The following is a 13478-nucleotide window of genomic DNA, read 5'->3' on the forward strand; positions in this document are numbered from 1 at the left end:
TTCCTTGGGGGGTACGGCACCGCCAGTGAGTAGGAATTAAGCTGTCCCGGCCGTCACGGCATCAGGTGGTTAGAGAGCGAGGCCGCCACCGCACGAGAGGACCTCGCCGGTGACGTAGTCGGCGTCGGGGGTGCACAGCAGATAGACCGAGCCCGCCGCTTCTGCCGGTGTACCGGCCCGGCCAAGAGGGATCAGGCCGGCCGCCCCGTCGATGACGTTCGACGGAATGCCCACCCGGACCTGCCTGCCCTCGACGTCGATCCACGCCTCGGGCCGGCCGTGGTCGGCGGTGAGCCGGGTGGAGATCATGCCGAAGGCGACCGCGTTGACGTTGACGCGGTATCGCCCCCACTCCTTGGCCAGGGTCTTGGTCAGTCCGACGATGCCCGCCTTCGCCGTCGCGTAGTTGCTCTGACCGGCGTTGCCGCCGAGGCCGGCGAGCGAGGAGATGTTGACGACCTTGCGGTGCACCGGCCGCCCGGCCTCGCCTTCCGCCTTCGCCGCCGCCTTGAAGTGCGGCAAGGCGGCCCGCAGGATGCGGAACGGCGCGTGGAGGTGCACCTCGAGGACCGCGTTCCACTGCTCGTCGGTCATCTTCTGGATCACCGCGTCCCAGGTGTAGCCGGCGTTGTTGACCACGATGTCCAGGCCGCCGAAGCCGTCGATCGCGGTCGAGACGAACCGCTCGGCGAAATCGGCGGACGTGACGCTGCCGACGCAGGTGAGCGCCTCGGAACCGGCGTCGCGCACGGCCTGGGCGGCCTGCTCCGCCGGTTCCTCGTCCATGTCGTTGATCACGATCAGCGCGCCCTCGCGGGCGAGCCGTTCGGCTACCGCGCGTCCGATGCCCCGGCCGGCACCGGACACCAGCGCGACCTTCCCGGTGAGAGTCCCCGCGGCCATCAGACCACCGCCCTTTCCTCGGCGGGGCAGGCGACGACTGCCTCCCCGGCCGCTGTGACCGTGCCGTCCTGTACGGCGACGGAGAGTTCGATACGGGCCAGTCGCTCCCGGCCCTCTTCAATGGCGACCACCCGGCCGGAGCAGACGGGCCGCGCGTGGATCGGTGTGAGCGCCCGGAACCGCACCCGCAGCGACCGGAGGTGGCGTTGCGGGAACCACCGCGTGAGCAGCCGGCCCAGGTAGGCCATCGACAACATTCCGTGGGCGAACACGTCGGGCGAACCCGCCGCCCGTGCCGCGTCGATGTCCACGTGCATCGGGTTGTAGTCACCGGAGGCACCCGCGTACTTCGCCAGCGTCGTGCGGCTCACCGGCTCCACCGCCAGGTCGGGCAGCTCGGCGCCCACGACCCAGGTGATCCCCGTCGTGGCGTTCATCGGTCCTCCCCCAGGATGACGATGACGTTGCGCATGGTCGCGATCAGCTCGTCGTCGCGGGTGATCCGGGTCGACTTGACGATGAAGTCGAGCTGCCGCTGCTCGCGGGAGTAGACGTCGCTGATCAACGACGCGATGTGCAGCCGGTCGCCGGCGTGGGCCATCGCGTGATACTCGAAGGTCTGCTCCCCGTGGCGCACCCGTCCGGTGTCGATGCCCAGTTCGGCCTGGAAGGCGAAGGCCCCCGGGTCGTCCATCTCCAGGCAGAACAGGAAGGTCGGCGGGACCGGCAGATCGGGGTGGCCCGCGGCGCGGGCACTGGCCACGTCGACGTAGACCGGGTCCGTCTCGCCGATCGCCTCGGCGAACCGCCGCAGCCTGGAGCGGTCCACGATCTCGTCGTGTGCGGGAAGCGCCGCGCCGATCAATGCCCGGTCGATCACTTGCCCGCCTTCTCATACATCGTGACGACGCAGGCGCCACCGAGTCCGAGGTTGTGTTGCAGTGCCACCGCCGCGCCCTCGACCTGGCGGCCCCCGGCCTCGCCGCGCAACTGCCAGGTGAGCTCGGCGCACTGCGCCAGGCCGGTCGCGCCCAGCGGATGCCCCTTGGCCAGCAGGCCACCCGAGGGATTGGTGACGATGCGGCCGCCGTAGGTGTTCTGACCGTCGGCGACGAACTTCTCCGCCTCCCCTTCGGGGACCAGGCGCAGCGCCTCGTAGGAGATGACCTCGTTGGTGGCGAAGCAGTCGTGCAGCTCGGCGACCTGAACGTCCTCCGGCCCGAGGCCGGCCTGCCGGTAGACCTGGTCGGCGGCGGCGCGGGCCATCCCGGCGCCGGCCAGCGTCATCATGCCGCCTTCCGTGAAGGTGCCGGGCACGTCGGTCACCATGGCCTGCGCGCGGATCCGGACGTCACGCCGCAGGCCGCGGCTACGGGCGAATTCCGCACTGCAGAGCACGGCGGCCGCGGCGCCACAGGTGGGCGGGCAGCACAGGAGGCGGGTCAGCGGCCCGTACACGGCGGGCGATGCCAGCACCTCCTCCACCGTCAGGGGCTCCCTGAACACGGCGTAGGGATTGGCCGCCGCATGCCGTCGCGCCTTGACCGAGACCTTGGCGAACACCTCGGGTCCCACGTCGTAGGTGCGCATGTACTCCCGGCCGGCACCGCCGAAGAACCGGGCCGCGAGCGGCACGTCCGGCTCGTGGCCCTGCAGTTCTGCCATCGTCTCCTGGCTGCGTGCCATCGGGGAGGGGCGGTCGTCCCAGTGTTCGACCAGCGCTCCGCGGCGCATCTGCTCGAAGCCGAGCACCAGCACGCAGTCCGCGGCGCCACTGGCGATGGCCTGCCGTGCCTGCCAGAGCGCCGTGGAGCCGGTCGCGCAGTTGTTGTTGACGTTGACGATCGGTATCCCGCTCTGCCCCAGTCCGTATAAAGCCGCCTGGCCGGAGGTGGAATCTCCGTAGACGTAGCCGGCGTAGGCCTGGTGAACCTCGGCGTACTCGACGCCGGCGTCCTCCAGCGCGGCCCTGGCGGCCCGCTCGCCCATCACGGCGTAGGGCTCTTCGCGACCGGGTTTGGTGAACGGGATCATCCCGACGCCCACCACATAGACACTGCTCACCTCGGGCCCTCCAACGTTCGATCGACATCTACTTAGCGGTCGATAAATAGAGACTGTAGAAAGCCGCCCGTCGCCGCGTCAACCCTTAATAGATGCGCTTTGACAGTGCGAATACCCGACTTCTATGGTCGAGTTATATCGACCGCTAAGTCAGTGATCTTGAACGAAGGGACCCTACTATGACCAACGCAGTCATCGTCGACGTGATACGCACGGCGTCCGGTCGCGGCAAGCCGGGCGGGGCGCTGTCGGGCATCCACCCCGCCGACCTGCTCGGGCGAATGCTGAGCGCGCTCATGCAACGGAACGAGGTCGACCCGGCGATGGTGGACGACGTCATCGCGGGGTGCGTATCCCAGGTCGGCGATCAGTCGGCCAACGTGGCACGCAGCGCCGTACTCGCCGCGGGGTTTCCGGACGGCGTTCCGGCCACCACGGTCGACCGCCAGTGCGGGTCCAGCCAGCAGGCGCTGCACTTCGCCGCCCAGGGCATCATGGCCGGGGCCTATGACGTGGTGATCGCGGGCGGGGTCGAGTCGATGAGCCGCGTCCCCATGGGGTCAAGCACGCGGGGCGGAGAGCCCTTCGCCCCGGTGGCCTCGCGATACGACGGCCGTCTCGTGCCGCAGGGCATCGCGGCCGAGCTGCTGGCCGCGCGGTGGCGGCTCGACCGGCGGCTGCTGGACGAGTATTCCGCGGAGTCGCACCGCAGAGCCGCCGCATGCGCGGCCGCCGGGGGCTACGACGACGAGATCGTCCCCATCGAGGTGTCCACGGCATCGGGCGAGCGGACCGTCCACAGCCGCGACGAGACGATCCGGCCGGCCACAACCACCGAGACCCTGGGCACGCTGCGCCCCTCCTTCGCCGACCCGGCCGCGGAGCACCGCTTTCCGGAGATCGACTGGCGCATCACGCCGGGGAACTCCTCCCCGCTCACCGACGGCGCCTCGGCGGCGCTGCTGATGTCGGAAGGGCGGGCACAACAGCTTGGCCTGCGGCCGCGTGCCAGGTTGCACGCTTTCGCCGTGACCGGAAGCGACCCGGTGCTCATGCTCACCGGTGTCATCCCGGCCACCCACAAGATCCTGGAACGCTCCGGGCTCAAGATCTCCGACATCGACGCCTTCGAGGTGAACGAGGCGTTCGCGCCGGTGCCGCTGATCTGGCAGGCCGAGTTCGGCGCCGATCCGGCCCGGCTGAACCCGCGCGGCGGCGCCATCGCGCTCGGCCATCCGCTCGGCGCCAGCGGCACCCGGCTGATGGCCACACTGGTCAACCATCTGGAAAGCACGCGCGGGCGCTACGGGCTGCAGGTGATGTGCGAAGGCGGCGGGATGGCCAACGCGACCGTCATCGAGCGGCTGTGACCCCGGCACGGGCGAGGTTCATCGCGTAAGAGGCGTATCGGCCGCTGAGCTCGGTCGGCGAGAGGGCACCGCCCGGGCGGTACCACGTCGCGATCGCCTGGCACATGCCCAGGATCGCCCTGGCCACTTCGGTGACCTCGTCGATCTGGAACACACCGGCGCGCGTGCCGGCGCGAAGAACCTCGATCAGCTTGTCCTCCACCCGCTGGCGATGCCGCCTGTATGCGGCGAGCGCCGCCGGGTCGAGATAGCGCAACTCGGCTTCGAGGAAGGCCAGCCGGTGCCGCTGGGTCATCTGCAGCGCGATGGCCTCGACGAGGACGGCGAGCTGGGACGCGGGGTCGTCCGGAGTGTCCCCTAACGCCCGCGCCACGAACTCCGAGAAATCCCGCGCGGCCAGCTCGACGAGGGCGACCATGATCGCCTGCTTGCTCGCGTAGTGGTAGTAGAGCGCCGGAACCGTCACCCCGACGCGGGAGGCGATGTCGCGCACCGACGCGCCGTGATAGCCCTTCTCGTAGAAGGACTCAAGGGCGCCGGCCAGCAACGGAGGCAACTCCAGCGGCTCGCGCCGCCGCCAGTCGCCGGCCTGCTCATCGCCGCGCATAACCCGCCTTCCCCCGAGATTGCGAGCGTATCAGTCTGCCGGTGAATCCCCGGCGCAACCGGCTCTCACCAGGCGTCGAGCGGCCTGCGGCCACGGTTGGCAGATCGGCTCGCCGTGCGCCACGCGGCGGTGACCCGGCGCCGCGTCTCGATCGGATCGATGACGTCGTCCACTTCGAACACCGCCGCCACCGACAGGGCTTTGCCGTACTCGTAGAGCTGAGCGACCAGTTCCTCGAAGCGGCGCTGGCGCGCTCGCGGGTCGGCGATCGCCTCCAGCTCGGCCCGGTAGCCGAGCCGCACCGCGCCCTCCAGTCCCATCCCGCCGAACTCACCGGTGGGCCACGCCAGGCTGCACACAGGTATGCGCATGCTGCCGCCCGCCATCGCCATGGCGCCGAGTCCGTATGCCTTGCGCAGGGCGACGAACGCGATCGGCACCTCCAGATGCGAGGCGGCGATGAACATCCTGCTGAAGTGCCGCACGGTCGCGGTGCGTTCCGACGCCGCCCCGACCATGAAGCCCGGGGTGTCGCACAGCGACAGCACCGGCAGGTCGTGCGCGTTGCACAGTTGGAGGAAACGCGCGGCCTTGTCCGCCGCGGGCGCGTCGATCGCCCCGCCTTGATGCATCGGGTTGTTGGCCATGATCCCTGCGGGCATGCCGTCGATCCTGGCCAGCGCGGTGATGACACCGACGCCGAAGGACGGCCGCAGCTCCATGACCGAACCGGTGTCCGCGAGCGCCTCCACCACCGCGCGCACGTCATAGGGCCGCAGCCGATCGCCCGGCACCAGATGGCGGAGCAGCCGCTGGTCACCGCAGTCCCCCGCCTGCTCGCCGCCGCCCACCAGCGCCAGGTAGTGCCGCGCCGCCGCCACCGCCGCCGCCTCGTCCTCGACCAGAACGTCGATCACCCCGCCCGCCGTCTGGACCGACGGCGGACCGACGTCCTCGGGCCGCAGGGCGCCTAGACCTGCCGCCTCGATCATGGCGGGACCGCCCATGCCGATGCTGGAGTCCTTCGTGGCGATCACCACGTCGCAGCAGCCGAGGATCGCGGCGTGCCCGGCGAAGCAATAGCCGGACGCGATGCCGACCAGCGGCACCGCGCCGGAGAGCCGGGCCAGCAGTGCGAAGGCGGGCTCGTCCAGACCGGAGACCGCGCCGTGGTCGGTGTCGCCCGACCGGCCGCCGCCGCCCTCCGCGATCACCACGACGGGCAGCGACTCGCGCTGCGCGATCCCCAGCATGCGGTCGGTCTTGCGATGGTTGCGCACACCTTGGGTGCCGGCCAGCACCGTGTAGTCGTACGACATCACGACGCACCGGCGCCCGCCGATCACCCCGATGCCGGCGACCAGGCCGTCGGCCGGAGTGCGCTCGATCAGTTCGGCCGTGGAGCGGCGCTGCCGCTGCGCGGCGACGACCAGCGCACCGTATTCGACGAACGTTCCCGGGTCGCAGAGGTCGTCGATGTTCTCGCGGGCGGTGCGGCGGCCCACCGCCCGCCGGGCGGCGACGGCACGCGGGCGCGCCTCGTCACGCACCCCGCGGTGCCGGTCGAGCACCTCGGCCAGCTCCGGCCGCACCAGGTCGAGGTCCAGCTCTTCGACGGCGTCCTGCTGCTCGTCGTCGCCGGTCGCGGCCAGCACCGCCAGCACATCGCCCTGGCGGACCGAGTCACCGAGGGCGACTCGGATCTCCCGGACGGTCCCCGCGCGGCCGGCCGCGACGACGTGGTGCATCTTCATCGCCTCCAGCACGATCAGGGAGGACGCGGCGCTCACCGCGGCACCCGGCCGGCTTTCCACCGCCACCACGGTGGCGTCCACCGGCGCGGTGATCGTCAGGGGCGCGGGCCCGCCGGCTCCGGGATCCGGGTGCGGCTCCTCGTCGACCAGGTCGGCGAGCCGCCGGTCGACGAAGTCCGTGGTGAGCCGGCCCGACCGCAGCTCAGGCCGCTGGAGCACGGCGTCGAGCAGGCCGATGTTGGTGTACGGCCCAGCCACGTCGAACTCCCGCAGCGCGCGGCGTGCCCTCGCCATGACCGTGGTGACGTCGTCACCGGTGACGATCACCTTGGCGAGCAGCGAGTCATACCGGGTGCCCAGCCGATAGCCGGGATAGCCGTGGGTGTCGACCCGGATCCCCTTGCCCGCGGGGGGCACGAACCGTTCCAGCAGCCCCGCCTGCGGGCGGACCTGCCCGTCCGGCGACACGGTTTCGGCGTTGACCCGGACCTGCAGCGCGACACCCTCCGGTGCGGGCGGCTCGGCCAGACCCAGCGCGGCGAGCGTGGCGCCGCCGGCGAGCCGCAGCTGCACGTCGACCAGGTCGACGCCGGTGATCTCCTCGGTCACCGTGTGTTCGACCTGGAGGCGAGGGTTGCACTCAAGAAAGACCCACTCGTCCCCCGCGACGAGGAACTCGACGGTGCCCACCCCGCGATAGTGCACCGAGCGGCCGATCGCGGTCGCGGCCTGCAGCAGGCCGTCCCTCACCTTGTCGGGCAGATCCACCGCGGGGGCGAGCTCCACCAGCTTTTGCCGGCGTCGCTGCACGCTGCAGTCGCGTTCCCACAGGTGGGTCACCGCACCGGTGCCGTCCCCGACGATCTGGACCTCGATGTGCCGGGCATCGGTCAGCAGCCGCTCGACATACAGTGCGCCGTCGCCGAACGCGTCTGCCGCTTCGGCGGCGCACCGGGCGAAGACGTCCGCGAGCAGATCGGGGTCGTGCACCGGCCGCATGCCCCGGCCGCCGCCGCCGGCGAGTGCCTTGACCATGACCGCTCCCCCGGCGCCGAGCTCGGCCAGAAAGCGGTGCGCCTGCTCGGCCGACACCGGCCCAGGCGTCGCCGCCAGAACCGGGATGCCCAGCTCCTCGGCGTGGCCGCGGGCCCGTGCCTTGTCCCCGAGCAGCGAGAGCTGCTCCGGCGTCGGGCCGACGAAGGTCAGCCCCGCGCGCTCGCAGGATGCGGCGAAGGCGGCGTTCTCGGCGAGGAAGCCGTATCCGGGGTGCACCCGGTCGCACCCGCTGCGCGACGCCACCGCGATCACAGTCTCGGCGTCGAGGTAGGCGGCCGGCCCCGTCCCCGCGAGCGGGTATGCCTCGTCCGCCCGGCGGACATGGGCGCTGTCGGCGTCGTCCTCGGCGTAGACGGCCACCGTGCGGATGCCCAGGTCGGCGGCAGCACCGAGCACTCGGACGGCGATCTCACCGCGATTGGCCACGAGCAGCCCGCCCGTCGTGCCGTGCTCCGGCTCAGGTCTCGCCGCGGCCGCCTGGTTCACCGGCATCTCCTCAGCTCTCCCGCCGCACGACGATCCCCGCCGCTTCGCGATCCCAGGTGCCGTCGCCTATGCCGATATCGCGGAGGTGTGCCTTACGCACCTTCTGAGTGGGCGTCTTCGGCAACTCGGCAACCACGTCGATGTAGCGGGGCACCATGAAATACGGCAGGCGGTCGATCAGGAACTCGGTCAGCGCGACCGGGTCGATCTCCTCGCCCTCGGCCGGGACCACGACCGCCATGATGTCGTCCTCGGTCAGCTCGGAGGCCACGGCCACGACCGCGCTTTCCGCCACCGAGGGGTGGTCGTTGATGACCGACTCCACTTCAAAGCTCGACACGTTCTCGCCCCGGCGGCGCAAGGCGTCTTTGAGCCGGTCGACGAAGTAGTAGCGGCCCTCGTCGTCCCTGCGGAGCACGTCACCGGTGTGCACCCAGCCGTCGCGCAACACCTTGGCGGTCGTGTCCGGCAGACCGTGATATCCGGCCATGACGGTGTGCGGCACCTCGGGCCGCACGAGCAGCTCGCCGGCCTCACCGGGCGGCAGATCGCGATCCTGCTCGTCGACGATCCTCAGTTCGTAGCCCGGGCGGCGGAATCCGGACGCCCCGGGAACCACCGAATCCGGCGGGCCGTACACCACGGCGCCGATCTCGCTCATGCCGTACGCGGTGATGATGTCCACCCCGAACCGCTCACGGAACGCCTGGTAGTCGGCGACCAGGGGCGCCATGCCCACGATCTGCAGAGGGTTGTCCGCGTCGTCCGGGTGCGGCGGCCGGGCGGCCAGCATCTGCGCCATGGCACCGAGCAGCGCCGTGAACGTGATGCCGTGCTCACGCACCAGCGGCCAGAACCGGTTCGGCGAGAACGAAGGCTCCAGCACACAGCTCGCCCGGTGGACCAGCGCCTTGTAGACACCGGACCACTGGCCGGACAGGTGGAACACCGGCAGCGTGACCAGGATGCTGTCGAAATCGCGCGGCCGCACCTGGTCCTCACCAGAGGCGTATGTATAAGCGTGAGCGTGCGACGTCATGACCCCTTTCGAGGCGCCCGTCGTGCCCGAGGTGTACATATAGGCGATCAGCTCCGACGGCCCGACGCGGATGGGCGAAGCCGCAGTGGCGACGTCGAGCTCCTCGAACGGGACGACCCGGAAGCGCCCCGCCGGCAGCGCGTCGCCCGCGCCGCCGCGCACCACCACCGTGCGCACCGACGTCAGGTCGCCCGCCACCCGGGCCAGGCGCTCGCAGTATTGATCCTCCAGCAGCAGGATCTCCGCGCCGGAATCGTTGAGGATGTGCGTCAGGAAGCGGCCCTTGTAGGCGGTGTTCACCGGCACTTCGACCACACCGGTCAGGCTTAGCCCCGACCAGGCGTGGATGGCGTCCATCGAGTTGTCCATCATGAGCGCGACCGGGGCCTCGCGGCGGGCTCCCGCCGCGGCCAGCCCACCGGCGAACCGCAACGAGCGGTCGAAGCTCTCCGCGAAGGTCCAGCGGCCGGACCGGTCGGTCTGAGCCACCTTGTCCGGCACCTCGGCAAGCGCGCGTTCGAACGCGTGGATGAATGTACGCCTCTCCAGCTCCGGCAATGCAGACATTGATCCTCCATGACGAGGTTGCAGGCTTCGGCGAGGTCAGCCCGACGACAAGGGATCGGCGAACCTGGTGCACGTAGGTTACTATATCGACCGCTCAGTACTGTAACGATTAGTCATCGCACATCGCCGAGAGGGGTTCTCATGCCAGGAGCGCTGGAGGGGCTTCGCGTCATCGAGCTGGCCGGCATCGGGCCATGTCCACACGCGGCGATGCTTCTGGCCGACCTCGGCGCAGACGTGGTCCGGCTGGAACGGCCGGCCGCGGATCGGACCGCCGACGCCCGCGACCAGATGCTGCGCAACCGTACGGTGTCCGTCGTCGACCTGAAGTCCCCCGAGCAGCAGGAAGCCGTGCTCGATCTCGTCGGCAAGGCGGACGTGCTGCTGGAAGGCTTCCGGCCCGGCGTGGCCGAGCGTCTCGGCGTGGGGCCCGACGCCTGCCTGCGGCGCAACCCCCGCCTCGTCTACGGCAGGATGACCGGCTGGGGACAGGACGGGCCGCTCGCCCAGCGCGCTGGACACGACATCAACTACATCTCGCTGACCGGCGCACTGCACGCGATCGGCCGCGCCGGCGAGCGGCCGGTTCCGCCGCTGAACCTGGTCGGCGACTTCGGCGGCGGCTCACTGTTCCTCGTCTACGGCGTGCTGGCCGCCCTGTGGGAGCGGGAGCGCTCCGGGCGCGGCCAGGTGGTCGACGCGGCGATCGTGGACGGCGTGAGCGTGCTGCTTCAGCCGATCTGGAGCCTGCGCGCGACCGGCTACTGGTCCGATTCCCGCGCCGACAACCTGCTCGACGGATCCTGGCCGTTCTACGACACCTACGAGTGCGCAGACGGCCGTTACGTCGCCGTCGGTGCCATCGAACCGCAGTTCTACGCCGAACTGGTGGCCGGGCTCGGGCTCGCCGGCGAGCCGCTGCCCGATCAAAACGACCGGTCAGGCTGGCCTCGGCTCCGGGCCCGGTTCACGGCGGTTTTCGCCACCAGGACGAGAGACGAGTGGGCCGCGCACTTCGCCGGCACCGACGCCTGCGTCACGCCGGTCCTGGAGTTCGGCGAGGTCGCCGAGCACCCGCACATGGCCGCACGGCGCGCCGTGCGGAACATCGGCGGAGTCCGGCAGGCCGGAGTCGCACCCCACCTGTCCCGTACGGCGGGAGCCGAGCCCGACGAGCCCCCGAGCACCCCGGTGCCGCTCGCGACCGTGGGCGCACGCTGGTCGGCGCCTGCCGCATCGGCTGCCAGCTAAGCTGCGAGTGAACGGTCGCTCAACGAAGGTGACTCATGCCACGACAGGCTGATCCACGGAAAAAGCAGCGCATCCTCAGCATCGCCACGGATTTGTTCGCGGCGAACGGCTACCACGGCACCGGAACGGCCCAGATAGCCGACGCCGCCGGCATCGGTAAGAGCGCTCTTTACCACCACATCAAGAGCAAGGAGGAGGCCCTCTTCGAGATCAGCCGGCTGCTGCTGGAGGAGCTTGTCCAGGCCGGCGAGCGGATCCACGGAAAGGCGGGCCCGGCGGACGACAAGCTGCGGCAGCTGAGCCGGGAGCTGATCCGCAACATCGGGGCCAACCTGACCGCGTGGCAAGTGGTCAGCGCGGAGTTCGAGCAGCTCACCGGCTATCGCAAGCGGATCATCGCCGAGCTCAGGCGCAGTTATGAGAACACATGGCTCACGGTCATCGAATCCGGCACGGCGGCGGGTCTGTTCCGTGCGCTTGATCCGGTGCAGGCGAAGGCCGTCATCACGATGCACAGCCAGACCTACCTGTGGCTGCGGGCGGACGGCAGGCTGACCCCCGAGGAGATCGCGGACCGGCTTTGCGAGCTGGTGCTTGACGGAATCCACGCCCGGCCGACGCCGACCGGCACCTGACCGGCCTGGCGTCGTCGGCGTGCTCACCGTGCTTCGCCGTACGGTCGTTTCGTGGTCATAGGCGATGGCCGCCCCCGCCCGCCAAGGCCGTGGCGGGCGGGGGTGGCCGTCGCCCGGTGCCGGTCACCTTCGCTCCGCCGTACAGCCGGTCTCCCTGCGCGACGCGACGAAGCGCTGGTCGCCAGGAGATCCGAGGCCGCTGATTCGGGAATTCGGGGTGCCCCTCCGACCTCCGGGGGCCGTCAGGCCGGCGACCTCTTGGCGCCCGGCTAGCCGGCGGCCTGGTCGTACCGGTCGAGGGTGTCGTCCACCATCCGCAGCACCGTGTCGCGGTCGGTGATGCCGAACGCGCCGCCTAGGGCCGCGACCAGCTTGTCGAAGGGGTCGTCCATGGGCAGGCCGGGCAGGTCCCGCGCCAGCTCGGCCACCTCCCACATGCCGTCCTTCTCGGCCTGCGCGCCCCGGGTCCAGCCGTGGTTGACCGCGACCGAGCCGCCGCGGATCGACAGCACCTGCCCGGTGAGCGGGCAGTCCGCGCTGACCAGGTAGGCGGCGATGGGCGCGGTCGTGGCGGGGTGCTGCGGATCGAACGCCCCGGGCTGCGACTCCTGGATGCCCGGCACGCCTGCCGTAAGCCGGGTGCGGACCATGGACGGTGAAACGCAGTTCACGCGCACGCCGTATCTCCGGAGCTCCAAGGCGTTGACCAGGGTCATCGCGGCGACCGCGGCGTTGCCCGCCGCATAAGAGGTCTGGGTGGGCAGCGGGTTGAGCAGGCCCGAGCCCGAGGCCGTGTTGACGATGGCCCGGTCGGCGCGCACACCCGCCACATGCCGTTCGCGCCAGTAGTGCGCCGCCCAGCGGCTGACCGCGAAAGTGCCCCTGAGCTTTACTGCGAGGACGTCGTCGAAGTCGGCCGCGTCCATGACGGCCAGGGGCGCGTTGCGCTCGACCGCCGCGTTGTTGACCACCGCGTGCAGGTCGCCGAACGTCGAGACGGCGGTGTCCACCATGCGCCGGGCGTCGTCCCAGTCCGCCACACTGCCGGTGTCGGCGATCGCGCGGCCACCCCGCGCGACGATCTCATTCACCACGGCGGCGGCCACACCGTCGTCGTGACCGCTGCCGTCGACGGCGACACCCGGGTCGTTGACCACGACGCTCGCGCCCTCGGCCGCGAACAGCAGCGCCTCTTCCCTGCCGATGCCGCGTCCCGCCCCGGTGATCAGGACGACCCGCCCGTCGAGTGCTCCCATGTGCGACTTCCTTCCGCGTGGCAACTGACTACATCGACTGTATCAATACAGTCAATGTAGTCAAAGCCGCCGACCTCCACGCCGTACAGGTGATCCACCACCGACCCGTACCTCCGGGACAGCGGCCCGTACCCGCCACCCGCGAAATGCCCGCCGGCCTCCACCTCCGGGCAACCGCCCCCGGGGATCGTCACGCCCCACCCCTTGAACAGCGTCCGATACACATGCCCGAGGGGGGCTCCTGGCTGTACGGCGAAAGCCCGCCGGCCGGCGTCGTAGCCGACGGCGTCCATCGGGGAGAGGTCGAGCAGCATCCGCACCGCCGGGTCGGCGGTGAAGTTCTCGAAGCAGTGCCCCCCGCTGCCTCTCAATCCGTGAGCAAGGAACACATCCGTCTATCTCATGAGTCGGTGGTGGAACCCTTTGCCCCTCCGACCGGTTGATCCACCCCACCGATCGGATGACCGGCGGCGCTCCCCACCGGTGGGGA

The 13478-nt window shown here is 70.6% G+C and carries 12 protein-coding genes; 3 read left to right on the forward strand and 9 right to left on the reverse strand.

Annotated features, from left to right (window positions below):
• Positions 1 to 69: 69 nt before the first annotated feature.
• Genes Ssi02_RS15580 through Ssi02_RS15595 form a run of 4 tightly spaced genes read right to left on the reverse strand, consistent with a single transcriptional unit; the run spans position 70 to position 2967 of the window.
• Positions 70 to 903, reverse strand: coding sequence for an SDR family NAD(P)-dependent oxidoreductase (locus Ssi02_RS15580; RefSeq protein ID WP_204026144.1), 834 nt, complete (start codon positions 901 to 903; stop codon positions 70 to 72).
• Entirely contained in the window at positions 903 to 1340 is a 438-nt protein-coding gene (locus Ssi02_RS15585; protein WP_204026145.1) for a MaoC/PaaZ C-terminal domain-containing protein, read from the reverse strand. Before Ssi02_RS15585 ends, Ssi02_RS15580 begins: the two co-directional genes overlap by 1 nt.
• Complete coding sequence (locus Ssi02_RS15590; protein WP_204026147.1) at positions 1337 to 1783, reverse strand: MaoC family dehydratase N-terminal domain-containing protein; 447 nt, start codon at positions 1781 to 1783, stop codon at positions 1337 to 1339. Before Ssi02_RS15590 ends, Ssi02_RS15585 begins: the two co-directional genes overlap by 4 nt.
• On the reverse strand, positions 1780 to 2967 hold the full coding sequence (locus Ssi02_RS15595) for a lipid-transfer protein (protein WP_204026149.1): 1188 nt from the start codon (positions 2965 to 2967) through the stop codon (positions 1780 to 1782). The genes Ssi02_RS15590 and Ssi02_RS15595 overlap by 4 nt, the downstream gene beginning before the upstream one ends.
• 179 nt (positions 2968 to 3146) lie before the next feature.
• Between Ssi02_RS15595 and Ssi02_RS15600 the strand changes: the two genes are divergently transcribed.
• Positions 3147 to 4337, forward strand: a complete 1191-nt coding sequence (locus Ssi02_RS15600; RefSeq protein ID WP_204026152.1) for a thiolase family protein — start codon at positions 3147 to 3149, stop codon at positions 4335 to 4337.
• Here the strand turns inward: Ssi02_RS15600 and Ssi02_RS15605 are convergent.
• From Ssi02_RS15605 to Ssi02_RS15615, 3 genes are all read right to left on the reverse strand, one after another.
• Complete coding sequence (locus Ssi02_RS15605) at positions 4321 to 4944, reverse strand: TetR/AcrR family transcriptional regulator (RefSeq protein WP_204026154.1); 624 nt, start codon at positions 4942 to 4944, stop codon at positions 4321 to 4323. The genes Ssi02_RS15600 and Ssi02_RS15605 overlap by 17 nt on opposite strands.
• Before the next feature lie 65 nt (positions 4945 to 5009).
• Positions 5010 to 8240 (reverse strand): carboxyl transferase domain-containing protein, encoded by a 3231-nt coding sequence (locus tag Ssi02_RS15610; RefSeq protein WP_239128935.1) that lies wholly within the window; start codon positions 8238 to 8240, stop codon positions 5010 to 5012.
• A 10-nt stretch (positions 8241 to 8250) separates the two neighbouring features.
• On the reverse strand, positions 8251 to 9846 hold the full coding sequence (locus Ssi02_RS15615) for an AMP-binding protein (protein WP_204026158.1): 1596 nt from the start codon (positions 9844 to 9846) through the stop codon (positions 8251 to 8253).
• A 141-nt stretch (positions 9847 to 9987) separates the two neighbouring features.
• On the opposite strand from Ssi02_RS15615, the gene Ssi02_RS15620 reads away from it, so the two are divergent.
• Both Ssi02_RS15620 and Ssi02_RS15625 read left to right on the forward strand, forming a co-directional pair.
• A complete protein-coding gene (locus Ssi02_RS15620) occupies positions 9988 to 11097 on the forward strand; it encodes a CaiB/BaiF CoA transferase family protein (RefSeq protein WP_204026160.1) in 1110 nt (369 codons plus the stop codon).
• Positions 11098 to 11132: 35 nt separating this feature from the next.
• Positions 11133 to 11732 (forward strand): TetR/AcrR family transcriptional regulator, encoded by a 600-nt coding sequence (locus Ssi02_RS15625; protein ID WP_204026162.1) that lies wholly within the window; start codon positions 11133 to 11135, stop codon positions 11730 to 11732.
• Between the two features lie 269 nt (positions 11733 to 12001).
• Here the strand turns inward: Ssi02_RS15625 and Ssi02_RS15630 are convergent, their stop codons facing one another.
• Together Ssi02_RS15630 and Ssi02_RS15635 are read right to left on the reverse strand one after the other, a co-directional pair.
• The gene (locus Ssi02_RS15630) at positions 12002 to 12988 is read right to left on the reverse strand and encodes an SDR family NAD(P)-dependent oxidoreductase (RefSeq protein ID WP_204026164.1); all 987 of its coding nucleotides are present in this window, start codon (positions 12986 to 12988) and stop codon (positions 12002 to 12004) included.
• Positions 12958 to 13377, reverse strand: a complete 420-nt coding sequence (locus tag Ssi02_RS15635; RefSeq protein WP_204026166.1) for an FAD-binding protein — start codon at positions 13375 to 13377, stop codon at positions 12958 to 12960. Before Ssi02_RS15635 ends, Ssi02_RS15630 begins: the two co-directional genes overlap by 31 nt.
• Positions 13378 to 13478: the final 101 nt, after the last annotated feature.

The organism is Sinosporangium siamense, assembly GCF_016863435.1.
GTDB lineage: Bacteria > Actinomycetota > Actinomycetes > Streptosporangiales > Streptosporangiaceae > Sinosporangium > Sinosporangium siamense.